This is a genomic window from Candidatus Hydrothermales bacterium, from assembly GCA_039630235.1.
GTDB lineage: Bacteria > Hydrothermota > Hydrothermia > Hydrothermales > JAJRUZ01 > JBCNVI01.
In genome coordinates this window covers 122982-148653 of record JBCNVI010000004.1, presented here as the reverse complement: position 1 = coordinate 148653, position 25672 = coordinate 122982, and the positions used below count along the sequence as shown (strand labels likewise).

Sequence of the window (25672 nt, the reverse complement as noted above, 5' to 3'; positions counted from 1 at the left end):
GCTCAGCCCATCCTGGGGGTGAAGAAGCTCCCAAGGGTTGGTCTGTTCGCCCATTAAAGGGCTACGTGAGCTGGGTTCAGACCGTCGTAAGACAGGTCGGTCCCTATCCTCCGTGGGCGTAGGGCACTTGAGGGGGGCTGCCCCTAGTACGAGAGGACCGGGGTGGGGAGGCCTCTGGTCTACCAGCTGTCCCGCCCGGGGCATCGCTGGGTAGCCATGCCTCTAAGCGATAACCGCTGAAGGCATCTAAGCGGGAAGCGCGCCCCAAGATTAGGTGCCCCTGAAGGTCCCCGGAAGACTACCGGGTCAATAGGCCGCAGGTGTAAGTCCCGCAAGGGATTGAGCCGAGCGGTCCTAATAGACCGTCCGCCTTCACAATCCCTTTCCTCTCCAACTTTAATATTTAATATTTTTTCTCCTATTTTTTATTTTTTTATTTTATTTTTAATCTATAACCAAGTGTCCTTTTAGCTATCTCACCTAAATGCTCCTCAGGATCAACCCTTCCCTCCTCCCTTAAATTCAAACCAACTACTAAAGGAAAAGATAGTTCCTCATACCTCTTCCTTTTCCTCTCATCCATCCTCTGATACAAGGTCTCCTCCACAAGAATCACCCCATACTCACCCCCCTCAATTAAACTATCTAACAACCTCAAAAGCTCTCTTTCATCCTTAACCACCTTTGTAACACAACCAGCTAACCTAAATCCAGCATCATACCCTTCCTCAGTTATCGCTAATATCCTTATTTCCCTTTCCTTCTCCTTCATAAAATCAAAACCTCCCTCCTTATTTCATGACTCTCTAATCCCTGATATTTACCAAAAGCAATTATTCTAAGATTTACCACCTCATTATACTTTGCTATAATATACGCTAACGGAATTGAAATAGATAAAGGATCTCTTAAAAATCCCTTTATCGCCCAATAAATTAAAACCTCCTCAAACCTTTTCTCAAATCCTATAATATCCTCCTCTAATATATACTTTACTAACTCATTATACCTCGTACCTGAAAGTATCTCCGCAACTTCTCTAAAACTTTGACACCTTAAGAGTCTTTTCCTCTGTGAATCAGTTAAAAAACCTATTTGTAAAAGCTCAATTTTTCCTAAAGGAGTAATGTTATACTTCAGATAAAGAAGAACACCTATTATGTTTTTTAAATCTCCCCAAGAATTTAAAATGTATAGCACCTCCTCCCTATTTCCATTCGCACTCTTTAATTTTTCAAGTGCCCACTCATAGTAAGATCTCTCTAAATAATTTTCAAAAAACTCAACATCACCTTCCCTCACTTTTTTTATTAACAAACTCGTTATTTTAAAGGGCAGGTCGAGCCTGAAAGATAGAAGCAAACTCAAAACTTCTGAGGCATTCTCCCTCGAAACCAGGGATTTTAACTTTACTTCATCAAGATCTAAAATCGGAAATAAAGCTCTCTCTATTTCTTGATCAGAAAAGCCTCTCATCTTCCCTCTTATTATCGCCCTAATATTAGCAATAAGAAACTTAGAAAGAAGTATATATAAAAGCCCCCTGGGTTTACCTGAAGAGAAATTAATTAAACTATTTATACTATCCGCAAAGTTTTTATTTATTCCTCTTAAAACCTTCTCTAAATCAACTTCTCCTCTTTCAATATTTCTTGCATAATCGGTTCTACTTAAAAGTTCTACAAATTTTTCAAAATTCTCAGCTTGTAAAAGCTCTTCTATTTCAGATCTTTTTAGAAGTTTTTCCTTCCTTGCCCTTATTCTCGCATTTATATACCCAAAATCATCCATAATGAATTTTAAAAATATCCCTGAATAAAACTTGCATTAAGTAGGGTTCTGCCTTTTTTAATCTTGATTCAAGTGTATTTAAAACCCTAATTTTTCCATCCTTTCTTTCTACTATCACACCAAAAAATAAACTCTCATCAACCTTTACCTCAAAATTTAGCTTTTTTTCTAAAACAAGCCCACTAATAACTTCATAGTCATAGGGAGAACAAAAAACTATTCCCTCATTTTCTCCAAAATCCTTAACAGATTCTAAAAAAATATTCTCAATTTCCTTTCTATAACCTCCTTCTTTCCTTTTTTTATCTATCTCTATCCTAAAAAACTCTATGAGTTTTTCATAAATCTTATCTCTTGAGTTTAAAAATTCATTAAGAACTTTCATTCTTACTTCAGCTAATTTCCTTACTCTTTCCATTCTTAAAAACTCCTCAGCCTCCCTTATAACCTTTTCCTTTATTTTTAACTTTTCTTTTTCAAAATTTTCTCTAATTTTTCTTATCTCCCAATTTTTCTCTCTATCAATTTCTTCAACAATTTCTTTTATTTTTCCCTCTATATACTCTTTAAAGGTCATTAAATTTTACCCATGAGCATAAAGGCAATAACAAAACCAAGTATTACAGTTGTTTCAGGAATTGCAAGCATTATAATTATCCATATTGCTGTTTCAGGTCTTTCTGCAATAGTTCCGGCTCCTGCTGCTCCTATTCTTGATTGAGCCCAACCAGTTCCAAGTCCAGGAATACCCACAGTAAGAGCAACACCTATATAGGCTAAAAGTTTTGAAAGACCATTTTCTCCCTCAGTTTTAGCTACCTCTGCTGCTTCAGTTGCAAAAAGTGTAGAGGAATATAAAAATAAAAATATTACTGTCCAAATAAAAAACCATACTTTTTTCATTTTTTCTCTCTTAATTACTTTATTTCAGGGATTCGAACCTCTTTTAGTCTTTTAAAAAGTGGTCTATATTCTCTTCCACCAGCAACATAAAATTTTGTAAAAAACTCAACAAATTGTAGTCTTAAGCCCTGAATAGTTGGGTCAAAAATTCCAAGCAAAAAAGCAAGTATATGGAATAAAAACATTGTAGTTATACCAATTAAAATTGAAGGTAATAAGTTAACAAATTTGTTTGCTATTACCGCTATTATTGCTGAAGAAAGTCCTATTGCCATAAGTCTTGCAAAAGAAAGTATGTGTCCAAAGGCAGAGAAAATCTCTATAGGCGCTGCTGGCCCATGGAACTTAAAAGATAAAACCATAAAAATTAATAACATAAATAAAAAAACCTTATTATAAAGAGAAGGTATAAAGCCTAAAGAAGAAAGGGAAATCATTAAAATACATATAAGACCTAATAACATAGAAAAAACTCCAATTGCATGTTCCCTGTGCCCTAAAATAAAAGCATTAATTATACCAAGTATCAAACCAAGTATAACTTGGAACGATCCAAAAGTTATTGCCATTAAAAGATAAGTATTTGCCTCATGCACTCTATGAAAAATAGGCTTAAATCCTAATATTTCTAAGACATCTCCAAACATCTCCATATATATAACACCAAAAAAGATTGAAAAAATTGAAGCAACGATAAAAATAAAAGAGATTTTTCTTATTAAAAGATTATTTTTTGATCTTAAATAGAGAAAAGAAAAAAGGATTAAACCTAAAAGTCCATAACCTATATCACCTAACATAAATCCATAGTAAAGTGGGAAAAAAAGACCAATCAAAGGCGTGGGATCATAAGTTCTATAAACAGGTAAGGAAAAAAACTCTATAAGTGGTTCAAAATTTTTGAAAAAAGATGAATTTTTAAGTAAAACTGGTACTCTTTTATATTCTTCCTTTTTAGGAATTGACTCACTAATGTAACATCCATGTTTTTTTACCAAATCTTTTAAATTTCCCATCTCTTTCTCAGGTAAAAATCCCTCAAGATAAAAGAAATACTTAGTAAGATAAACCCCCCTTTCTTTTACTCTTAGTAGATCTCTTAAATCTTCAAGAATGTAAAAACTATTGTAAAGAAAATCAATATTCTCTTCAATTAGTCTCTTTTTCTTTAACTCATTTTCTCTTAATCTCCCCGGTATCCCTATAAGTTTTTCTCTTAAAAAGTAAAGCATTTCCTTAAATGAAAGCCTCTCCATTTCACCAGGTAACATTAACTCAGGTAAACCCTCTTTCCATATTCTCTCTTTTAATTCTTCCGACACTTCTGGCAAATAGGCTATAAGAACAGCTATCTGATTTCCTTTTATTACCCTATAAAAAATCTTTACTTTTTCTCCATATTCTTTTTTTAAAGCTTCTTTTAATCTTTCTAACTGCACCAGATCTTCTCTAGATAAAAGAAGTCCACTTAAGTTAAACTCTTCACTTAACTCTATTTCCTTTTTTTCCACTAACTCCTCAAAAGCTTCTAAAATTTTATTAAATGAGGAATATAAGCTTTTCTCCTCCAAGATTTTCCTCTCTTCTTCTTTTAGTTTTTGATATTCCTGATAAATTAAATTCAATCTAACTATAAGCTCTTCTAAACTTTTAAACTCAAATTTTTGAGCCTTAACATTAAAAACTAGTCCCTCTTTTTTTATTTCATTTATTAAATGTATACTTCTTTCAATCTTCTTAAGAATTTCTTTTTCTTTATCGCTTATTGCTCTTTTTATCTTTTCATTTTCATCTAGTTCAAATTCACTATCTTCAACATGTAAAACAGAAAATTCCTGTAATTCGATCAAAAACTTATCCAATTTTTCTATTTCACCAATAATTTCAACTTTTTTCATCTTTAAACTACCCATTTTAAATTTCTCCCCTTAAAATAATTTCCTCTAATATCATTAAGGCTTTTTCTTTATAATTTTCAAAATTCAAGATAAAATCTTGGGCTTTATTTTTTCCCTCCTCAAAAATTTTGTTGCATTCCTCCTCTATTCTTGAAATTCCGTTCCTTATTATTTCCTCTTTTTTATTATTCATTTCTTCTATAAAAATTAAAAGCTCATTTTGTACTCTTAATTTTTCCTTTTCTATTAACTCTTTTTTTTCTCTTAATTTCTCTTCTATAAGGTGAAAGTTTTGTTCCTCCTCCTCAAGGAGCCGATAAAGATTTTCCCTTATTTTAATTTCCTGATGATGCATAGAAGAAATTAGGTTTAATTATAAAATCCGACTCGACTTTAAATCAAATATAAAGTTACTTTCGTTCCTCTTAAGTATTCTGATTCAACTTTTATTTCTGATCCCATAAATTTTAATAGTCCCTTTACAATCGAAAGGCCTATTCCAAGATGACCCTTAAAAAACTTATAATTTGTTAAAAAAAAGGGATCAAAAATTTTGTCTATATCTGACTTAGATATTCCTATTCCTGAGTCACTTATTTCTAAAATAACATGCTTTTTTTTATTAATTTTTATCCTTATCAATCCAGATCGTAAGATCGCTGTCTTTGAATTATTGATTATTTCTTTTATGATCTTGTATAGATAATCTTTATCTGTTTCTATCTGTAAACTATCTATTGGAGAAAAAAGATCAATTTGAAAGATAATTCCTTCCTCCTTTTCTTTATCAACAAAATCTAGTATAAAGTCATAAATATTTATCTTGCTTTTATTTAATATTATTCTACCATCAATAATGTTTTGTAAAAGTAAAAGTCTTTCCATTTCGTTTTTGAGAAGATCACTACTTTCCATCTTTATTTTTCTTAGAAACTCATAGATGTAGATTGGAAACATTTAAAAAGTAATTCTTATTTTATTCCCAATACCTTTTTCAACCTCAATATGGACATAATACCCGAGAGTTTTAAATATAATTCCTACAACAGATAGATCCTCCTCTATGTCTTGAGGATCTAAAATTAAATTTAAATCCCTATCAGTCATCCCTATTCCTGAGTCCTCAATTTGGATTTCACCCTCTTTAAAATATATGTTTATAAACCCCCTTATTCTATTAAATGAAATTAAATATCTAAAGAGATACAGAAAGGCAATTTCTAAAAGATCCCTGTCCCCTTCACAAAAAAATTCTTCCCTTTCAATATTAATTCTTATTTTCTTTCTTAAAATTTCAAATTCAAGAGTACTTAACACTTTTTTTATTATTTCAACGATGTCTAGTTTTTTAAGTGGAGATGTAAGATTTTCTATAAGTTCTTCCTTCTTTTTATACTTTAATAAAAGCGCCTTTACGTTTATCACTGGTAACAATTTTTTTGTAAAGTCATAAGAAAATTTAATATTTCCCTTTAAAAAGAAATAAAGAGTAAGGACAGATATATACTCAAAAAACCTGCTCATCTCGTAATCAATTTCTTCATCTGTATAAATGCCTAAAGCGCCCAATTCACTCTCAATCAATCTAGAATAAAATAGATGTAATTCTTTGTTTTTATATCTTACTCTATTTACACCTTCTTTGATCTTATTTCTACACAAATCTTCATAGAAAAATTCATCAAGAAAATTTGACGAAAACATTGTGTTTAATGGTAAAACACTGTCTTCAAAAAATAAAAAAAAGAACTCAAATTTATCTTTTAGAATTCTTCTTAAAATATAAAAAAGTATTTCTTGTAAATGCTCTTCTCTTTCGCAATTTATTATCTTAAAAAAGGCAAAATTGAGAAGTTCTGTGTAGGTTTGATAAGTACTTGACTTTTTCTCTAAGTTTTTTAAAAGATCACGATAGGAAAAAAATAGATAAAAAAGAGGGTCCCTTTCTAAAACTCTTCTTTCCTTCTCCTCAAGACTATCAAAAAATTCATCAATTTCCTCTCTTTTTAAACTCCCTTTGATTAAACTCTTTATTTTCAGTTTTAGCTCATTTTCTCTTCTTTTTAAAAAGTTAAAAAAAAGAAAATTTAAGAGATTCTCATACTTTTTATCTAATTCTCCTTTTATAGAAACTTTTAAATCAATTTCGTCATCTATTTTTTTTATGCTTATATTTTTAAAAGGAGATATTGTTATTTCATAGCCATTCAATTTTATTTGAATTGTAGCATCTATAGCTTCTTTCTCGAGGTAACTTTTGATACATTTAGCTGCTTCTATTTCGTTTTTTTGATCGATACACTTAACTAATAACTCCTCAAATTTCATTTATATTTTTAAAGGTTGCCTTATCTATACTAAGCTTTAAAAAATCCTTTGTTTTTTTCTTTATAAATATCTCGTAAGTTGAAGGATATCTAACAGGAATGGTAGAAGGCTCTCTTCCTTCATGGACAAGTGTAATAATATCTATTAGCTCTTTTAAATAAACCTTCTCTAAACTATAACTGATCAAAGCACCCATAAGTGCGTGATTTTTTTCAAAGCCAAATGTTGGAATTTTAATTTTTAAAAATTCTTCAATGAAGTATCTCGAAGAGTTTTCCTCCAAAGTTAAATCACTCGGAATAAGTAAAAATAAATCAATATCATTTAGCTGTGAAAGAGCTTTTTTTACAGCCTTCCCTTGCACAAAAACTATTTTTAATTCAATGTTAAAATTTTTTGAGGCCCTTTTTAACTCTTCAACAAAATTGCTTTCTGAATACTCATAAGGCAATATAACTCCTACCTTTTTTACCCATTTCATTAATGTCGAAATTATTGTAAATAAAACTGAAGGGGGTAATTCATACCTTAAACCAGTTCCTGCTACAGGTATTTCATTAATGGGCTTTTTAACATAACCTACTATACAAGGTTTTTCCCATTTATTTTTATTATACACTTCCAGTGCCTTATCCCCCAGTAAAATAACCAAATTGTAAGCATCTATATTGTTAACGGTGTCCTCTGGTTTTATATAATAAAAGACGCGATCTTTAAGTGCTTCACTTATTTTCTTTAAAACCTCTTTGTCACCTAAACCATCTATTATCAGTGTCTGTGCCCAAACATCGAAACATAAAAATAGTATAAAAATTTTTCTCATCTTTCTTACTCTCATAATTAAATTTTATAATAATATACTTAAAACTGCAAGATATGTCTATTTTCATTTTGATTATCCTCCTACAGCCTGAACTCTCAGTTTATGAGTATTATTCAAAAAGACTAATAAACAAAAAGATCTTTGATAAACCTCTAAAATTTTCTCTGTCCTTTTTTAAATCCATAGATTTTAACCTTGAAAAAAGCACGAAGCCCTTTAGAATTTCTTCTAACTCATACTTACATAAGAATTTTAATTCTTTCTATCTTAATATGGACTTTTTCAAAACTGATAGAGACAGCCTAATTTCAACTAAGCTCCTTTTTAAAAGTAGCGAAAATATCATATTTATCTTTCAAAATTTAAAATTTAACTATCAGATTAGCTCTAAGAGACTTCATTCTTACATAAACATTAATTTTCCGGTTTTTTATAATAAGCACAAGGATTCAAGCTCAAAATTCTTTTATCATAATCAATCATCCACTAGTTTTTTATACTTTAAAAATTTAAAAACTGGTTTTGGACTTAAAACACTTAACAAAAATTTAATAACAAATTTATCTCCCTTTGTTTTCTTAAACTCTCGTATTATAGGGATAGATCTTCTAGTAAGTCTTAATTTTTTTGATAAAAAAATTTTGCCTTCCCTTAAACTTTTTTACTTTAACCCAATTATTTTCCTTGCAACCGGTTTTTCTAAGGGAATCGAATATTTTAACCCCGTAGAAGAGTATAATAATCTCTTAATTCATCTGCCATTTTCAATTAGTAAAATGGAAAAAAACTTTGCCTCTAACTTTTTTTCTGAATTGTTTCTAAATATCGGAAAAATTATATTAAAATTCGGCTACAAAAAATTTTTTGATAACACTTTAGACTTTCCCCTTCTTCAAAATAATAAATTCTTGATGAATAAGATAAGAGACTTAAACATCTTTACTTTTGAATTTCACTTATTTAATAAAACCCTTATTAGATACGAAAATTACAACGATAAATTAATTTTTCTTCATTTGATTTTCAAACTAAATTACAGAAACTTAATTTTTGAGCCTAAATTAATCTATATAGAAAGTCTTTCACCTCATTCGGCTTTTAAATTTAAAATTGGTTATATTTTAAAAAAAACGTTTTCTCTTTTTGTTCAATACGACCACTTTAAACCAAAATTATTCACACTTAAAAGGGAGGTAAAATTTGGAATCCAAAAAAGATTTTAAATCAGGATACGTTTCAATAATAGGAAGACCTAACGTAGGTAAATCTACACTCCTAAATGCTCTAATCGGAGAATTTATCTCAATAATAACACCTAAACCTCAAACAACAAGAGTAAACATCCTAGGAATTAAAACAACCCCTAACTACCAAATATGCTTTTACGATACCCCTGGAATGCTCAATAAAGTAAAATACGAACTCCATAAAACAATGATCGAAGAAATAAAAAAAGTAATAGAAAACTCTGACCTCTTAATTTTAATGGTTGAACCTGTCCCTAAAATCGGAGACATAGAACAAAAACTGATTGAACTTATAAAAAACTCTAAAAAAGAAGCAATTCTCGCAATAAATAAAATAGATACAGTAAGCAAAAATGAAATTTTACCAGTTATAGACCTCTACAGTAAATTGAACCTATTTAAAGAAATCATTCCAATCTCTGCCTCAACAGGTGATGGCTTAGATATCTTAGAACAGAAAGTCGTCGAACTATTGCCCTATGGAGAAGCACTCTATGACAGCGAAGACCTATCAGATAAACCTATGCGCTTTTTTGTAGCTGAAATTATAAGAGAAAAAATTTTTAACCTCTACGGAGAAGAAATCCCCTATTCCTCCGCTGTAGAAGTTGAAGAATGGAGAGAAGAACAAAATAAAGTTTACATAAGGGCCATCATATACGTTGAAAAAGACTCACAAAAAAGCATTATTATCGGTAAAGGAGGAGAAAAAATTAAAAAAATAGGTACTCTATCAAGAATAGACATAGAGAAAAAATTAAATAAAAAAGTTTTCTTAGATCTTTGGGTCAAAGTTAAAGAGAACTGGAGAAGTGATCCAAATTTCTTGAAAAAATTAGGATATCTTAGTTAAAATAAAAATAAAAGGGGAAGGGAGGTGTGAAGGTGATGATGATATTTATACCTCTTTTTATTTTTGGAAGTTTATCAAAGAAGGGGACAAAATCAGAGTATAAAGAAATTACCGTAAAATCGCCGGAATTTGGATATGGGGATTTTATTCCCGTTAAGTATACATGTGATGGTGAAGATGTATCTCCACCCTTAGAATGGACAAATGTGCCAGAGGGAACAAAAAGTTTTGTGTTAATCTGTGATGATCCTGATGCTCCCCTTGGTATATGGGATCATTGGATTCTATTTAATATACCTCCAGATGTGAGAAAGCTAGAAGCAGGAATAAAACCTCTTGAAAAACTCGAAAACGGGGCAGTTCACGGTAAAAATAGCTGGGGAAAACTCGGATACGGTGGGCCATGTCCCCCCTCAGGAACTCACAGGTATTTCTTTAAGCTATATGCACTTGATACTACCCTTGATCTAAAACCTGGAGCAACAAAAAAAGAGGTCTTGAAAAAAATGGAGGGACACATAATAGGTTACGGCGAATTAATGGGTAAGTATAAAAGATCAAAATAGAAGATATTTTTTAACAAATTTAAAACACTCAAGCATAGACTGAAAGTTAGCGTTGCCCTTCATATTATAGGCGGGACCGTGATCAGGAGAAAGTCTTAAAAGAGGTAAACCAAGAGTAACCTGAATTGATGGACCAAGAGTTTTTGCAGGTATTGTTGCTTGATCATGATAAAAGGCAAAAATTCCATCGAAGTTTTTATATAAAGAATAACCAAAAAAAGAATCTGCAGGAAAAAAACCTTTTAAATTTTTACTAAATTTTATGTACTTTTTCAGATTCCTCTCCTCTTCACCAAACTCTTCTCCATGAGGATTTAAGGCCAAAAGAGCTATCTTTGGACTTTTCTTTATAATTTTCTTTATTTCTTTTTTAAATATGGATAGTCTTTCAAGATAGAGCTCTTTATTTATGTAATTAAAAACTTCTCTAAGGGGAATGTGCTGAGTAAAAAGACCTATAAATTTTCCTCTAAAGTAAAAACTCATTAAAACCTTTTTTGTTTCTACTCCAATTTTTTCACATATATACTCAGTTTGTCCGATAAAGTTTGGAAGTATTTTTCTAATAGCTTCTTTTGATACAGGCCCAGTTATAATTACTCCCTCTTTCTTTTCTCTTAATTTTTCAATTGCCCAATCAAGAGACTCAATTGAAAACCTTGCTCCTTCTAAAGATGCAAAATTTTTCTCTTTTCCTTTTATCCCGTATATATTTTCAAAAAGAATTTGCTGATTAGAAAAGTCAACTCCAAATTCTTTTGCCTTCTTTTCAAAAAAATAATAATCAGAACCTATTACTATACTGAATTTTAATTTCTTCAATTTAGACAATGCCTTTAAAATAATTTCAGGGCCAACTCCAAAAGGATCACCAGGAGTTATATATACTTTAAGCAATTTTCTTCTTTTCTATGTTCAAAATCCTTATATACTTGTCAAATTCCTCTTTTTTAAAAGTTTTTGTAGGAACATCTAATATTTCAACCTCAACTTTTTTATCCATTAGCTCAATTTTAATTTTATCCCCCTTTTTAACCTTGTATGAAGCCTTAACTTTCTTTTCATTCACATAAACTAATCCTTTTTCACAGGCAATCTTAGCATACTTTCTACTTTTTATAATGTTAAATAACTTTATAAATTTATCAATTCTCAAATTTGCTCATTGTTCAAATATCTCTACATAAACTTTATTTTTTATTTCAGAAACTTTTTTCTTTAAAAGCTTTTGAACTTTTCTCTGAAAAAGAAGGTTTTGGATTTGAAACTTGATCTCCTCAAAAGATGGTTTACCTCCTCTGTTATAAGAGATCCTTTTGAAAATATGATAACCGTAATCTAGGTAAAAGGGACCTACTATATCTCCGTCTTTTGAGTTTAAAAGTTCTAACTTTACATCCTCCTTTAAGTTTTCGAAAGGAACAAAACCTAAATATCCTCCTTTATCCTTTGTTAAAGGATCCTCTGAATATTTCCTTGCTGCCTCCTCAAACCCATTCTCCTCTGCAAATTTTCTTGCCTCCTTTGCCCTATTTAATGCCCTTATAGTATCACTCTTTGTAGGGAGTGTTGCAATTACAATTTGCCTCAAATGAATTTTATTTTCTTTTTTATCTACGATCTGGAAAATAAAGAAACCAAGATCCCCTTGAATCGGCTGTGTAATCTCACCCTCTTTAAACTTATATAGCTTTTCCTCAACATCTTGAGGAAAGGTTCCCCTTTCTATGTACCCTATATCTCCTCCCTTAATAGCTGAAAACTTGTCATCAGAATATTTGAGAGCAAGATAACCAAAATCAGCTCCTGCCTTTAGCTCTTTATACACCGACTCTGCCCTCTTTCTTGCTGCTTCTATTATTTCTTTAGAAGGCTTTACTGGAATAAAGATATGTGAAAGTTCAAATCCCTCAGGAAGCTCTGGTATAGAGTCTATATAACTCTTATAAAACTCTTCGATCTCTTTTGGCGATATCTCTATTTTAGGGGCTATGTACTTTGCAATATACTTTTGAATATATAAGTTTCGTTCAACTTGCTCAAAATATTTTTCCTTTAAAGTTTCCTCAGTTAAATTCTCCTTTTTAAGTTCATCAGCAAAGACAGACTCACCCATCTCCCTTTTTAACCTGTTTATTTCATCCTCAAGATAGGAACTTATCTCTTCACTTTCCACCTTAATTGTCGTATCTTTTTTAGCCTCAATTAAAATAAGTTCATTTTCTATTAAACTTTCAAGTATTTTCTTCTTTAATTCCCTTTCCTCCTCTTCTTTTAATTCTGGTTTTAAAAGTTTAAAAAATTTAAGAGCCTCTAAGACTTCACTTTCAAATATAGGTCTTTTGTCTACAACTGCAATAACTCTATCTCTATATAAAAGGTCTTTATAACTAAATATCAAAAGACAAAGTATTATCCTCATTTTTATACCATCTCAATTGACAGGGCAACAGCACCTCCACCTCCTAAACATAAAGCAGCAAATCCCTTTTTCTTTCCATATTGCTTTAGAGCATAAATAAGTGTAACAAGAATTCTTGCTCCTGAAGCTCCTATAGGGTGACCAATTGCTATTGCTCCTCCGTGAACGTTAACCTTACTCATATCTAATTCTAAAGCTTTAGCGTCTGCCAAAATTTGAGCAGCGAAGGCTTCGTTTATTTCCATCAAATCAAAATCGTTAGGATGCTTAAGACCAGACTTTTGTGTCAATTTCTCTATAGCTCCAATTGGTGCAAAAAAGAGTTCCTTCGGTTCAACGTAATTGGTGGCATAAGATATTACCCTTGCTATGGGTTTTAAATTTAACTCCTTTACAGCTTTTTCTGAAGCAATAACAACTGCCGCAGCACCATCATTTAATCCAGGCGCATTTCCAGCTGTTACAGTTCCATCCTTCTCAAAAACAGGTTTTAATTCAGCTAACTTCTCAAGTGAAGTATCCTCTCTAGGTGATTCGTCCCTATCAATTACTTTTACACCTTCTTTTGTTTTTATCTCTATAGGAATTATCTCATCTTTAAATTTACCTTCTTTTGTTGCCTTAACTGCTTTCATATGGCTTTCATATGCAAACTTATCTTGCTCCTCCCTTTTTATGCCTGCCTTTCTTGCGGTATATTCGGCGAGATTACCCATATGCTGGCTATTAAAAGAGCACCATAAACCATCATAGACCATATGGTCAATAGCCTTTGAGTCTCCATATTTCACTCCAGATCTTAAATTTAAAAGATGAGGAGCATTACTCATTGATTCCATTCCGCCACAAACTGCAATTTCTATATCACCTGCCCTTATTGCCTGAACACCTAACATGCAGGCCTTAAGACCTGAGCCACAAACTTTATTTATTGTAAATGCAGGAGTTGTTACACTTAATCCAGCTTTAATAGCTGCAATTCTTGCCGGAGCCTGCCCAAGACCTGCCGGTAAAACACATCCCATTATGACCTCATCAATTTTTTCAGGAGGAACATTTGATCTCCTAACAGCCTCCTTTATTACCATTCCGCCCAAGTCTGTTGCACTAAAGGAAGACAAATTCCCAAGAATTTTCCCTACCGGTGTCCTTACACCCGATATAATATAAGCTTCCCTCATTTTTTAAACCATTTATGTTTTGGGGTTGAACCTAAATTAAAATTATTTTAATACATTCAGATTATGAAAGTAAAAGTAAGATTTTATGAAGAATTAAATGATTTTTTGCCAGCTCACCTGAGAAAAAAGGAGTTTGAACTCTTTGTTGAAGAGGGCAAAAAAGTAAGAGATATTCTTGAAATCTTTAAAATAAAAGAAGAGCTTATTCATCTTGTACTTGTAAACGGTGAAAATTCCTTTTTGGATAGAGAATTGAAGGACAACGACAGGGTCTCCTTCTTTCCAATATTTGAAACTATTGATATTACTCCAATAAAAATAATAAATCAAAAGAGAGTAAGAGAAGCTATTTATGAAAAGAAAGATGACTACTCAATATGCATCGTATGTGAGAGAAGATGTAAGTTAAAAAGAGGTGATTTAGGATTCTGTAAGACTAGAATTAATGTAGATGGAAAGATTTACACGTTAACATATGGGGATATATCATCTATCAGTATTAATCCTATTGAAAAAAAGCCCTTTTACCACTTTTATCCTGGTACTAAGGCACTTACAGTAGGTTCCTTTTCATGTAATTTCTTATGTCCGTGGTGTCAAAACTTTGAAATAAGTAAAACACCAGAAAACATAGGTAAAGGTGAATTTATACCACCAGAAAAATTCATTGAAATTATGGAATTTTATAAATGTGAGGGAACAAGCATTTCCTTTAATGAACCAACACTTTTATTTGAGTATTCCGTTGACGTTTTTAAACTTGCTAAAAATAAAAATTATTATAATACTTTCGTTTCAAATGGTTATATGACAGAGGAGGCACTAAATATTTTAATAGATTCAGGTCTTGATGCTATAAGTTTTGACATAAAGGGGAGCAGGGAATTTGTTAAAAAGTACTGCGGCGCTGATGTAGAAAAAGTTTGGAGAAATATAAAAATTTCAAAAAAGAAAGGTCTATGGGTTGAGATAGTAACTCTTGTAATTGAAGGTTTTAATGATAACGAAAAAGATATAAAAGATATTGCAAGAAGAATAAAAGAAGAAATTGGAGAAGATACTCCCTATCATTTGACTCGATATTTCCCAGCTTATAAATTCAGCGCTCCTCCCACATCGGTTAAAAGACTCGAAATATTAAGGGATATTGCTATTAGTGAGGGACTAATGTACGTTTACATCGGAAATGTACCCTTTCATAAATACGAAAATACCTACTGTCATAACTGCAGAATTTTACTTATTAAAAGAAGCATTTTCGATATAGTAGAAAATAAGGTGATTAACGGCAAATGTTTTAGATGTGGCACAAAAATTCCGGGAGTTTTCACTAAGTAAAATAACCTTGAAAATTAAGGATAAATTTCAATAAAATTAAACTTAAACTGGTTCAACTCCTCATTTTAGCATTAAGATTGGAGGATAATTCAAATGGCCTTTAATGTACCTCCATTTAGAAATGAACCCTTAACAGATTTTTCAGATCCATCAAATAAAAAGGCTTTCGAAGAAGCTTTAAAGAAAGTGGAATCCGAACTAGGTAGAAAATATCCCCTTATAATTAAAGGAAAAGAAATTTATACAGATGAGACCTTTAAAAGTATAAATCCCTCAAAATATGATGAGGTTATTGGGGAGTTTTCAGTTGCAAAGCCAGAAAATATAGAGGAAGCTATAAGCGTTGCATGGGAAGCTTTTGAGGAGTGGAAAAGAATAGAACCAAAAGAAAGAGCTGCAATTTTGCTTAGAGCAGCACACTTACTTAGAAAAAGAAAACATGAGTTTTCTGCAACAATGGTTTTAGAAGTTGGAAAAAATTGGGCTGAAGCAGACGCTGATACTGCAGAAGCCATAGATTACTTAGAATTCTACGCAAGAGAAGCCGTCAAGTTCGGTGAACTTCAAAGCCTTACACCTTTTGAAGGCGAAATCCCTGAATACTTCTATATTCCTCTTGGAGTAGGCGTTATTATTCCACCTTGGAACTTCCCATTAGCTATAACATTAGGAATGACAACAGCAAGTATTGTGACAGGTAACTGTGCAATTTTAAAACCATCCTCTGATGCTCCCCTTATTGCCTATAAATTTGTTAAATTGATGCATGAAGCAGGCTTACCAGAAGGTGTTCTTAATTTCCTTACAGGATCAGGATCTAAAGTTGGAGATCCCCTTGTTGCTCATCCCAAAACAAGATTCGTAGCTTTTACAGGATCAAGAGAGGTTGGATGTCATATTTATGAACTTGCAGCAAAGGTAAGTAAAGGTCAAAAGTGGCTAAAAAGAGTTATAGCAGAAATGGGTGGAAAAAATGCAATAATAATTGATAATGAAGCAAACTTTGAGGATGCCGTAAAGTGGACTATAGTCTCTGCCTATGGTTATCAAGGTCAAAAGTGTTCAGCCTGCTCAAGACTTATCCTTCTTGAAGATATTTACGACAAATTTATTGAGATGCTCGTAGAAGAGGTGAAAAAGATCAAGATCGGGCCTGCTAAAGAGAACTACTTTATGGGACCTGTAATTAACGCTTCTTCAGAAAGTAAGATATTAAGTTATATAGAAATCGGGAAAAAAGAGGGTAAACTAATATTTGGTGGCAATAAGGCAAAAATTGAAGGTGGATACTTTATTGAGCCAACAATATTTAAAGATGTTGATGAAAATGCAACAATAGCTCAGGAAGAAATTTTCGGTCCAGTACTTTCTATAATAAAAGCAAAAGATTTCGATGATGCTCTAAGAGTTGCAAATAACTCAGATTATGGTCTCACTGGAGCTGTCTTCTCATATAACAGGAAAAATATCATAAAGGCAAAAGAAAACTTCCATGTTGGTAATCTTTATATAAACAGAAAATGCACGGGCGCTTTAGTAGATGTTCACCCCTTTGGAGGATTTAACATGTCTGGAACAGATTCAAAAGCAGGAGGTAGAGATTACCTGCTTTTATTCCTTCAGGGTAAAAGCGTTTCAGAAAGAATAGCTTTTTAATTTGATCAGAAAAAGATTGTGAAAGAGAAGGTTTTAAGTAGAGAAGAGATTATTAAAAACAAAGGAAAAAAAATAATAGAACTAATAGAGGATGACCGTGTATTCCTTGTAGCTTTAGTTGATGGAAAATTAAAGGATTTAACCTATCAGATAAAAGGTGATGAAAAAGAAATAAGGTTACTTGATTTTAGTCATCCTCTTGGCAAGGAGACTTTTTGGCATACCTCTTCACATGTTATGGCTCATGCAGTAAAAGAGCTTTTTCCCTTTGCAAAACTAACTATAGGTCCACCCATAGAAAATGGCTTTTACTATGATTTTTATATGGACGAAAAAACCTTTACCCCCTCAGATCTTGAAAAAATTGAAGAAAGAGCAAGAGAAATTATTAAAAGGAACCTATTAATAGAAAGGATAGAAATCAAAAAAGAAGAGGCAATAGAAATCTTTAATAAAAGGGGAGAAAATTTTAAAGTCGAAATTTTAAAAGAAATAGAGGATGAGTATGTAAGTTGTTATAGGCAGGGAGATTTCATTGATCTTTGTACAGGGCCTCATCTTGTAAGAACTGGTTTAATAGGGGCTTTTAAAATTATTTCTTCTTCATCTTCTTATTGGAGAAAAAATGAAAAGGGGCCGGTACTCCAAAGAATATACGGGATAGCCTTTCCAAATGAGGAGGATCTGAAGAATTATTTAGAGAGACTAGAGGAGGCAAAAAAAAGAGATCACAGGAAGGTTGGAAAAGAACTTAATTTATTCTATCTTTCTGAAGATGTGGGTCCGGGTCTTGTTATATGGCTTCCAAAGGGAGCCTTTATAAGAAGAGAAATAGAAAACTTTTTATTTAGGGAGCATATCAAAAGGAATTATCAACCTGTTTATACACCTCATGTTGGCAAAAAAAGATTATGGGAAATCTCGGGTCATCTTGAATTTTACAAGGAGAACATGTATCCTGAAATGACTTTTTTAGAGGATAAAGAGGGCTACTATATAAAACCGATGAACTGTCCCTTTCACATTCAGGTATATAAAAGTGAAATTAGAAGTTTTAGAGATTTGCCCCTAAGGCTTTTTGAGTTTGGAACTGTATATCGCTTTGAAAGAAGTGGGGTGCTGCATGGCTTAACAAGAGTTAGAGGCTTTACTCAGGATGATGCTCATATCTTTTGTACCCCTGAACAGGTTGAGGACGAAATAAAGGGTGTTATAGATTTTGCTCTTTTTGTTCTTTCTAAATTTGGTTTTAAAGAATATAGAGTTTTAATATCTACAAGACCTAAGGATTTTGTAGGAACAGAGGAGATGTGGGAAAGGGCTACAGGTTCACTTATTAAAGCGGCAAAGGATTGTTCTTTAAATTTTGAAATTGCAGAGGGAGAGGGTGCTTTTTATGGTCCAAAAATAGATATATTAATTAAAGATGCGATTGGTAGAGAATGGCAATGTACTACTATTCAATTTGATTTTAATTTACCTGAAAGGTTTGAAATAAGTTTTAGGGATAAGGACGGAAGGGAAAAAAGGCCCTATATGATACATAGGGCACTTTTAGGTTCGATGGAAAGGTTTTTTGGAGTTTTAATTGAGCACTATGGTGGTGAGTTCCCACTTTGGCTCTTACCTGAACAGATAAGGATTTTACCCATAAGTGAAAAATTTTTTAACTATGCAGAAAAGGTTAAAGAATTTGTAAACCAGAGGGGATTAAGGTGTAAAATAGACTATGATAATGAAACTCTCAATTATAAAATTAGAAAAGCAGAGCTCGAGAAGATTCCCTATATATTTATTGTTGGAAAAAAAGAGGAAGAGCAAAATTCTGTTTCAGTCAGAAAACATAGGGAGGGTAATTTGGGTTCAATGGCCTTAGAGGAGATAGTAAGTAGGATAAAAAAAGAAATTGAAATCGAGTAGGTTCTATTTCCTTCATCTCTTATTTTTTATTTCTTGAATAAATTCAAATTTAAAAAGTTTTCAATGAGGTTCAATTCCAATAAAAACTCTAATTTTATTTATGGGAAGAAGGTGGTATCCAAAAGGGCCAGTTGCAAGAGAAAAGGAGCCCTATCGTGTTAATGAGAACATAAAAGCAAAAGAAGTAAAGGTTGTAGATGAGAATGGTAAATTTTTGGGTGTAATGCCTCTTAAGGAAGCTCTTGAGCTTGCATACGAGAAAGGTTTTGATCTTGTTGAAATAGTTCCAACAGATAATCCTCCCCTCTGTAAGATTTTAGATTATGGAAAATTTAAATATGAAATGAAGAAAAAGAAAAAACATACTAAGACTGCTGAAGAAAAGGAAATATCTTTTAGACCCTCTACAAGTGAACATGATCTTGAATTAAAAATAAAAAAGTTAAGTGAATTTATAGATGACGGACATAAAGTAAGGGTTAGACTCTTTTTTAAGGGAAGAGAAGTAATTTTTATTGATACTCAGGGAAGAGAAATAATGGAAAAGTTTATTGATAGAGTTAAAGATTTTGCTGAGCCAGAAGGTGAAATTAAAAAAGCTGGAGAGAATCAACTCTTTGTTATATTAAAACCGAAGAAGAAAAAATAGTGAGAAATTATCTTTTAAAGTTTGTGAGACTCTTTTCTTTTTTCGAAAAGTACGGAGTTAACTATGCTATTTTTGATGACTCTGCTATGTATGTTTTGGGTATAAGAAAAAAATTGAGATACATAGAAATAATCATTGATTTTGATGAAGAAAATATCAAAAGGTTTGTGAGGTTGATGCTTAACATGGGCATGAAAATTAAAGGTAACATAAAGTATAAACTTTTACCTGACATCCTTAAAAAAAGAGAAAGCATTGAAGAAGACTATCTTGTATTTTATCATAGAAGAATCTTGCCCTGGAGAATTAAATTGTTTTTGAAAGAGGATATAAATAATTACAGAATAGTTGAGAAGAAATTGGAGGATACTAAACTTTATGTACTGTCCGCTGAGGATGTCTTTAATCTAAAAATTAAAGATATAAATTTAAGATCCCTTCAAGATATTCACTTTTTAAGAGCAAAATTTAAAGATGTCTTTGAAAAGGTCCTTTCAAAGTGATTCTTTGTCAAAAAATTTTTTATAAAGCTCTGTAAAAGAACTATTTGTAAAGAGATTTCTATTTAAAACTTTTGCAAAATCCTTAATTTTTTCGTAAAGAGAAAATCCTATATTTGGGTTTCCACAGGGATAGATGGATTTGTTAGATAAAAGGGGTTCTTCTTTATTAAAAAAACTGTTAAAGGGCAATGGTGAAAATTGAGCGGGATAAATTTTAACCTTGTTTTTGAAAAGGTACTCATAGGTTTTCATTATTTCATCTAGATCATCGTTTAGTGTACCAATTAACACATAGGCTCCTATTTCTTCTTCGAAACCAGCTTTTTTTAGATTAAATATAGCGTTTTCAAAGTCCCTTAACATCAGCTTTCCTGACCAAATTTTTTTTAGCTTTTCTTCATTTATTGTTTCAAATCCTATCCTTATCGTTTTAAAATTAGCCTTTTTTAAAAGCTCAGCCATTTCTTGATCAATATAACGAGCATGAATTGCATTTGGTGTATGAACCCTTATATCTAAACTTTTTTCAATAAATTTCTTTAAGAATTCCTTAAATTTTTCTTTCGGATATAAAAGGGCATCATCATAAAAGGCAAAATCTCTTGCATTTTTTAATAGGTGAATTTTTTCTATCTCTTTAATTATATTATTATCGTCAAACATTGTAAACTCGGGATATAAAATACTTGAGGCACAGTAGATACATCTAAATGGACAACCTAAAGATCTTATAATTGCAAAGTGCTTTAAAATTGGATACTCAAGATAAAATTCAAAGGAAATTGACTTATACTCTGAGAATCTTTCTATATCAATTTTTTTACAGGTTAGTCTCTCGATTTTTTCCAAAATATCCTTTATTTTTACGTCTGAAATGAGAAAAAGATCACTAAAATTTTTTTCGGCATGTTCTTTACAAAAAAATACATATCTACCACCAAGTACAAACACTGCATCAGGATAAATACTTTTTAGAAAATCAACTGTTTTTCTTATTCCCGGATACCAATAGGTCATTCCGCTTGTTATAAAAATAAAATCAAAACCTCTCTGTTTTTTGAGATACTCTTTTATAACTTCTTCACTCCACCCATAAATTTTATATTTTCTTTTTATGTTCTCATAAACTCTAGGTTTTGGAATCTCCCTTGACGGAAATTTTCCAGTTGAAAAATTTCTATCTCTTATTTCCTTCAACTCCTTTTCACTCAGCTTTTCTCTAAAATACGGATTGTGCCTATCCAGAAAATCAACTAAAGAAACATCAAATCCTTCTTTTTTAAGAATACTTCCTATAATTAAAAGACCAAGAGGTTTTATCCAAAAATCATAAAGAGAAAAATCTGTTACCCACGGATTTACTAACAAAATCTTTACTTTAGAACTCACTTTTCTTAAAATATATTCTAAAACCAAAGAGTTCAAGTCTCAACATAAATTGAATAATAAATATGCTTTCTCTTCTAAGTCTCTTTCTTGTAAGTTTACAGTTTAAATCTATTCATCAGTATGAATTTGAAAAATATAGGTTTATTTTTGAAGGTGAAGAGAAATATTTTGAACATGTTGAGAAGCTCACTTCTGGCGGTGATAACGCTGAAGCCTACTTTTCATTTGATGGCACAAAGTTAATATTCCAAAGGACTGACTATAAGGAATTTATGTGTGATCAGATCTTTATCTATGACCTGAAAAAGAAAAAATACTCTTTAATTTCAACTGGTAAAGGTAGAACAACCTGTGGCTATTTTTTACCTAATAACAAACTAGTCGTTTATTCATCAACACACCACTTTTCCCCCTCTTGTCCTGAAGTTCCAAAATTAGATTTAAAAAGATACTATTGGCCAATTTTTCCCTATGATATATTTCTTTTTGATCTTGAGAGAAAAAAATTAGAGCCCCTAACTGATAATCCGCTTTATGATGCAGAAGCAACTGTAAATAAAAAAGGTGAAATAGTTTTCACCTCATTCAGAGACGGAGATATAGGCATTTACCTTTTGGATATAAAGATAAAAGAAGTAAAGAAAGTTATAAATCTTTACGGTTATGAAGGCGGCCCCTTTTTTATGCCCGATGAGGAATACATCGTTTATAGAGCCTTTTATCCAGAAAATGAAGCGGAGCTTAAAAGTTATAGAGAGCTTCTTGAAAAACAAGTTGTAGCACCTCCAAGGCTTGAGATCTATATTGCAAAAAGGGACGGAACAGAAATTAGAAAAATAACAAATTTTGGAAAAATTTCCTTTGCTCCATTTCCACATCCAAGTGGCAAGTACATAATTTTCTCGGCAAACTTAGATCCTCAAAAACCTCATAACTTTGATCTTTACATAATGAGAACTGATGGTACAAACCTTGAAAGAGTTACTTTCTTTGACGGCTTTGACTCTTTTCCCATGTTTTCCTGGGATGGAAAATACCTTGTCTTTACTTCTAACAGGGGAGGTGAAAAGGAAAGGGAGACTAACATATTTCTTGCAAAGTTGAGTGAAGATTTTATGAAAAAACTTGAAAAATAAAGTTCTTTGTATAATACCAGCAAGAGAAAAATCAAAAAGGTTAAAAGATAAAAATATTCAACTACTTCTAGGTAAACCCCTAATTACATACACTATAGAGGAAGCCATAAAGTCAAAAATTTTTGATAAGATAGTGGTAACTACTGATTCCGAGAAAATTAAAAGTTTAGCTTTAAGTCAAGGAGTAGAAGTTATAGATAGGCCAAAAAGATTAAGTGGTGATAAGGCAAAAGTGGAAAGTGCTGTTTTCCACGTTTTAGATAAATTAGGTAAAAATTTTGATTACATTGCACTTTTGCAACCTACATCCCCGTTAAGAGAAAGTACTGATATAGTAAGGGCTTTTAACAAGATAGTAAAAAGAAGAGCAGATTTTCTTGTAAGTGTAACTGATACCGAAAAACCAGTTAAGTGGCTAGTTTTTAGAAAGGGGACCTATTATAGTTTTTATTTTCCTAAAAGTTTTAGAAAAAAGTTATTTTTGCCAAACGGTGCAATCTTTATAGCAAAACTAAAGGCCTTTTTAAAGGAAAAGACCTTTTATGGAAAAAGACTGATAACTTACTATATGCCAAGAGAAAAATCTGTTGATATAGATACTATTTATGATTTAAGATATGCAGAGTTAATCTTAAAATTAAAAGATGAGTCTGAAGAGTTTAGTTGAAAAAAAAGCTTTTCTGGTGGCTGAAGCAGGTGATAACCATAATGGTTCTGTTGAAATAGCAATTTATCTTTGTGATCTTGCAAAAAAAGCAGGTTGTGATGCCGTTAAGTTTCAAACTTTTGTAACAGAAGAAGTTATATTAGAAGGAACTGAAAAGGCACCTTATCAGAAAGATAAAGACGAATCAAAGGATATGTATGAAATGGTTAAGAAACTAGAGCTTTCCTTTGATGACTTTGAAAAAATAAAAAGATACTGCGACAAAATAGGAATAATTTTTTTCTCAACACCGTATGATGTAAAGTCGGCTGAGTTTCTAAATGAATTAGGAGTTCCCTTTTTCAAGATAAGCTCAACTGATTTAGATAACTTTCTTCTTCTTGAAAAAGTGGCTGAATTTAAAAAACCTATTATAATTTCAACTGGAATGTCAGACCTTGAAGAGGTGAAAAGAACCTATGAGTTTTTGAAAAAGAAAAAAATAGAGGAAATTGCGATTTTGCAGTGTACTTCTAATTATCCTGCCCCTTTTGAGGAACTTAACTTAAAAGTTATTGAAACTTATGAGAAAGAATTTCCCGATGCTATAATAGGCTTTTCAGATCACTCTGAAGGTGTTCTTGCTAGTTTAGTAGCTTTATCTCTCGGTGCAAAAATTATAGAGAAACATTTTACCTTATGGAAAGGTCTTCCGGGACCTGATCATAAAGCTTCACTATCTCCTGAAGAACTTTTCGAGTGGGTAAAAAGCATAAGACTTGCTGAAAAAATGCTTGGTGATGGTATAAAGAAAGTAACAGAAAGTGAAAAAGAAGTAAAAAAAGTAGCAAGGAGATCTTTATATTTAAAAAAAGACAAAAAAAAGGGTGAAATTATTACAGAAGAAGATATTGTTGCTTTGAGACCAGTTATGGGTATAACTCCCGACAGATTCCATGAAGTTATAGGAAAGAAGTTAAAAAAAGACAAAAAAAGATTTGATCCTCTTTATGATGAAGATATCGAATAGTTTCTATATGTAATGGGTGTAAAGTGTATAAAATGTAATTTTGAAAATCCTGATGGTTTTATTTATTGTGGTAGATGTGGTTCTAAGTTAATAGAAAAGAGAGTTGGAGAAAGAAGGAGAGTCTCAGTTATGTTTGTAGATGTCGCAGGTTTTACTGATCTTTCGGAAAAAAAAGATGCAGAGGAAGTACTAACTATACTTAATCTTTTTTTTACAGAATCAAAGAGGATTATAGAGAGTTATCAGGGAACGATTGATAAGTATATAGGGGATGCGATACTTTGTTTTTTTGGTGTGAAGGGAGAATATGAGAATCATGCGGAAAAGGCAATTAGAGCAGCGCTTGAAATTATAAATTTCTTAAATTCTGATAAATTAGGTCAAAAAATTGGAGTTCATATAGGAATAAATTCAGGAGAAATACTTTTAACAGAGATTGGTATAGATAAAGCTCTTGATTATACCGTGCTTGGGGACACGGTAAACCTTGCACAGCGCTTAGAGTCACTTGCAGGGTTTAACGAGATTCTTGTAAGTGAGTCAACTAAAAATCTCGCGGGTGATATTTTTTACTTTAAGCCCCTAAAGATCAGAAAGATTAAGGGTATTTTAAGAAAAGTAAAGGTATATAAAGTAGAGGGGATAAAGGAAAGAATTGAGGAAAGGATGGAGTTTCCTTTTGTAGGTAGAGAAAAACTAATAGAAGAAATATTAAGAGAGTTTCAAGAAAATAAAAAAGTAAAGGTTTTTATTATAAAGGGAGAGCCGGGCTGTGGGAAAACGAGCCTATTAAATAAAATTGCTGAATTAACTGAGAAAAAGTTTAATGTGTTTATATTTAGAGCCTCTTTATATGGCGGAGAGTTTAATATCTTAAGTGAGGAACTCAGAAAAAAACTTAAAGCAGAAAGGAGATCTTATGAGAAAACCTGGCTTGAATTCATAGGAGAAATTCAAGGAAGAAGATGTTTATTTCTATTTGATAACATGCAATGGGCTGATTCACTTTCATATAAATTTATAAAGTTTATTATCGAAAAAATAGAGGTTCCCTCATCTTTTTTAATTTTTACGAGAGAAGAAGAAACTCCACTAAGATATTTAGGGAAAGCTGTTACCAAAGTTATTGAGGTAAAGGGATTTGATTATGATGAGTTTAAAGAGTTTATAAAAAAAGTAAAACCTGAGATGCCACTTCATTTACAGGAAGAAATTTATATAAAAACAAAGGGAAATCCCCTATTCATTACAGAGATTTTAAAACAGGGAGAAGAAAAAATATCTGACAAAATAGATTCCATAGTGATTTCAGAAATTGAAAAACTAGACAGTAAGTCAAGAGAGAAAATTAAGGTACTTTCAATTATGGGTCATTCCTTTGATGAAGAACTGG

The 25672-nt window shown here is 31.7% G+C and carries 26 protein-coding genes and 1 rRNA gene; 13 read left to right on the top strand and 14 right to left on the bottom strand.

Annotated elements, in window-relative coordinates:
- Positions 1-379, top strand: a 23S ribosomal RNA gene (locus ABDH49_05660); the annotation flags it as partial.
- A 54-nt stretch (positions 380-433) separates the two neighbouring features.
- Here the strand turns inward: ABDH49_05660 and ABDH49_05655 are convergent.
- The 9 genes from ABDH49_05655 to ABDH49_05615 form a co-directional block, all read right to left on the bottom strand.
- A complete protein-coding gene (locus ABDH49_05655) occupies positions 434-772 on the bottom strand; it encodes a V-type ATP synthase subunit F (GenBank protein ID MEN3046449.1) in 339 nt (112 codons plus the stop codon).
- Positions 769-1791: a V-type ATPase subunit gene (locus ABDH49_05650; protein MEN3046448.1), complete on the bottom strand. Its 1023-nt coding sequence runs from the start codon at positions 1789-1791 to the stop codon at positions 769-771. The genes ABDH49_05655 and ABDH49_05650 overlap by 4 nt, the downstream gene beginning before the upstream one ends.
- On the bottom strand, positions 1784-2368 hold the full coding sequence (locus tag ABDH49_05645) for a V-type ATP synthase subunit E (protein ID MEN3046447.1): 585 nt from the start codon (positions 2366-2368) through the stop codon (positions 1784-1786). Before ABDH49_05645 ends, ABDH49_05650 begins: the two co-directional genes overlap by 8 nt.
- Positions 2368-2562 carry an ATPase gene (locus ABDH49_05640; protein ID MEN3046446.1) on the bottom strand — a complete coding sequence of 65 codons (195 nt, stop codon included), beginning with the start codon at positions 2560-2562 and terminating at the stop codon, positions 2368-2370. The genes ABDH49_05645 and ABDH49_05640 overlap by 1 nt, the downstream gene beginning before the upstream one ends.
- 146 nt (positions 2563-2708) lie before the next feature.
- On the bottom strand, positions 2709-4607 hold the full coding sequence (locus tag ABDH49_05635) for a V-type ATPase 116kDa subunit family protein (protein MEN3046445.1): 1899 nt from the start codon (positions 4605-4607) through the stop codon (positions 2709-2711).
- A 1-nt stretch (position 4608) separates the two neighbouring features.
- Positions 4609-4947 carry a hypothetical protein gene (locus ABDH49_05630; GenBank protein MEN3046444.1) on the bottom strand — a complete coding sequence of 113 codons (339 nt, stop codon included), beginning with the start codon at positions 4945-4947 and terminating at the stop codon, positions 4609-4611.
- Positions 4948-4985: 38 nt separating this feature from the next.
- Complete coding sequence (locus ABDH49_05625) at positions 4986-5549, bottom strand: ATP-binding protein (GenBank protein ID MEN3046443.1); 564 nt, start codon at positions 5547-5549, stop codon at positions 4986-4988.
- Positions 5550-6920, bottom strand: coding sequence for a hypothetical protein (locus tag ABDH49_05620; protein MEN3046442.1), 1371 nt, complete (start codon positions 6918-6920; stop codon positions 5550-5552).
- Entirely contained in the window at positions 6910-7758 is an 849-nt protein-coding gene (locus tag ABDH49_05615) for an ABC transporter substrate binding protein (protein ID MEN3046441.1), read from the bottom strand. Before ABDH49_05615 ends, ABDH49_05620 begins: the two co-directional genes overlap by 11 nt.
- Before the next feature lie 38 nt (positions 7759-7796).
- Here ABDH49_05615 and ABDH49_05610 point away from each other — a divergent pair, with 38 nt between their 5' ends.
- Genes ABDH49_05610 through ABDH49_05600 form a run of 3 tightly spaced genes read left to right on the top strand, consistent with a single transcriptional unit; the run spans position 7797 to position 10409 of the window.
- On the top strand, positions 7797-8966 hold the full coding sequence (locus ABDH49_05610) for a hypothetical protein (GenBank protein MEN3046440.1): 1170 nt from the start codon (positions 7797-7799) through the stop codon (positions 8964-8966).
- A complete protein-coding gene (gene era, locus ABDH49_05605) occupies positions 8944-9843 on the top strand; it encodes a GTPase Era (GenBank protein ID MEN3046439.1) in 900 nt (299 codons plus the stop codon). The genes ABDH49_05610 and era overlap by 23 nt, the downstream gene beginning before the upstream one ends.
- Before the next feature lie 38 nt (positions 9844-9881).
- Positions 9882-10409, top strand: a complete 528-nt coding sequence (locus ABDH49_05600) for a YbhB/YbcL family Raf kinase inhibitor-like protein (protein MEN3046438.1) — start codon at positions 9882-9884, stop codon at positions 10407-10409.
- On the opposite strand, the gene ABDH49_05595 is transcribed toward ABDH49_05600, so the two are convergent.
- The 4 genes from ABDH49_05595 to ABDH49_05580 are packed head-to-tail and all read right to left on the bottom strand — an operon-like array spanning position 10401 to position 14012.
- Positions 10401-11306 carry a 4-hydroxythreonine-4-phosphate dehydrogenase PdxA gene (locus tag ABDH49_05595; GenBank protein MEN3046437.1) on the bottom strand — a complete coding sequence of 302 codons (906 nt, stop codon included), beginning with the start codon at positions 11304-11306 and terminating at the stop codon, positions 10401-10403. The two genes, ABDH49_05600 and ABDH49_05595, sit on opposite strands and share 9 nt — an antisense overlap.
- Positions 11299-11565 carry a S4 domain-containing protein gene (locus ABDH49_05590; protein MEN3046436.1) on the bottom strand — a complete coding sequence of 89 codons (267 nt, stop codon included), beginning with the start codon at positions 11563-11565 and terminating at the stop codon, positions 11299-11301. Before ABDH49_05590 ends, ABDH49_05595 begins: the two co-directional genes overlap by 8 nt.
- A gap of 6 nt (positions 11566-11571) precedes the next feature.
- Positions 11572-12831, bottom strand: a complete 1260-nt coding sequence (locus ABDH49_05585) for a peptidylprolyl isomerase (GenBank protein ID MEN3046435.1) — start codon at positions 12829-12831, stop codon at positions 11572-11574.
- A gap of 2 nt (positions 12832-12833) precedes the next feature.
- Positions 12834-14012 carry an acetyl-CoA C-acetyltransferase gene (locus ABDH49_05580; GenBank protein ID MEN3046434.1) on the bottom strand — a complete coding sequence of 393 codons (1179 nt, stop codon included), beginning with the start codon at positions 14010-14012 and terminating at the stop codon, positions 12834-12836.
- 63 nt (positions 14013-14075) lie between these two features.
- Here ABDH49_05580 and amrS point away from each other — a divergent pair, with 63 nt between their 5' ends.
- From amrS to ABDH49_05555, 5 genes are all read left to right on the top strand, one after another.
- Positions 14076-15350 (top strand): AmmeMemoRadiSam system radical SAM enzyme, encoded by a 1275-nt coding sequence (amrS, locus tag ABDH49_05575; protein MEN3046433.1) that lies wholly within the window; start codon positions 14076-14078, stop codon positions 15348-15350.
- A gap of 93 nt (positions 15351-15443) precedes the next feature.
- A complete protein-coding gene (pruA, locus tag ABDH49_05570; GenBank protein ID MEN3046432.1) occupies positions 15444-17006 on the top strand; it encodes an L-glutamate gamma-semialdehyde dehydrogenase in 1563 nt (520 codons plus the stop codon).
- 18 nt (positions 17007-17024) lie between these two features.
- Positions 17025-18926, top strand: a complete 1902-nt coding sequence (thrS, locus tag ABDH49_05565; GenBank protein MEN3046431.1) for a threonine--tRNA ligase — start codon at positions 17025-17027, stop codon at positions 18924-18926.
- 100 nt (positions 18927-19026) lie between these two features.
- Positions 19027-19575 carry a translation initiation factor IF-3 gene (gene infC / locus ABDH49_05560; GenBank protein ID MEN3046430.1) on the top strand — a complete coding sequence of 183 codons (549 nt, stop codon included), beginning with the start codon at positions 19027-19029 and terminating at the stop codon, positions 19573-19575.
- On the top strand, positions 19575-20078 hold the full coding sequence (locus ABDH49_05555; protein ID MEN3046429.1) for a hypothetical protein: 504 nt from the start codon (positions 19575-19577) through the stop codon (positions 20076-20078). The genes infC and ABDH49_05555 overlap by 1 nt, the downstream gene beginning before the upstream one ends.
- Here ABDH49_05555 and ABDH49_05550 read toward each other — a convergent pair.
- Positions 20070-21467, bottom strand: a complete 1398-nt coding sequence (locus tag ABDH49_05550) for a B12-binding domain-containing radical SAM protein (GenBank protein MEN3046428.1) — start codon at positions 21465-21467, stop codon at positions 20070-20072. The two genes, ABDH49_05555 and ABDH49_05550, sit on opposite strands and share 9 nt — an antisense overlap.
- 62 nt (positions 21468-21529) lie before the next feature.
- Here ABDH49_05550 and ABDH49_05545 point away from each other — a divergent pair, with 62 nt between their 5' ends.
- The 4 genes from ABDH49_05545 to ABDH49_05530 form a co-directional block, all read left to right on the top strand.
- Positions 21530-22603: a hypothetical protein gene (locus tag ABDH49_05545; protein MEN3046427.1), complete on the top strand. Its 1074-nt coding sequence runs from the start codon at positions 21530-21532 to the stop codon at positions 22601-22603.
- The gene (locus ABDH49_05540; protein ID MEN3046426.1) at positions 22593-23270 is read left to right on the top strand and encodes an acylneuraminate cytidylyltransferase family protein; all 678 of its coding nucleotides are present in this window, start codon (positions 22593-22595) and stop codon (positions 23268-23270) included. The genes ABDH49_05545 and ABDH49_05540 overlap by 11 nt, the downstream gene beginning before the upstream one ends.
- Positions 23248-24279 (top strand): N-acetylneuraminate synthase family protein, encoded by a 1032-nt coding sequence (locus tag ABDH49_05535; GenBank protein MEN3046425.1) that lies wholly within the window; start codon positions 23248-23250, stop codon positions 24277-24279. Before ABDH49_05540 ends, ABDH49_05535 begins: the two co-directional genes overlap by 23 nt.
- A gap of 12 nt (positions 24280-24291) precedes the next feature.
- On the top strand, positions 24292-25672 hold a 1381-nt coding region (locus tag ABDH49_05530), incomplete at its 3' end, for an adenylate/guanylate cyclase domain-containing protein (GenBank protein ID MEN3046424.1).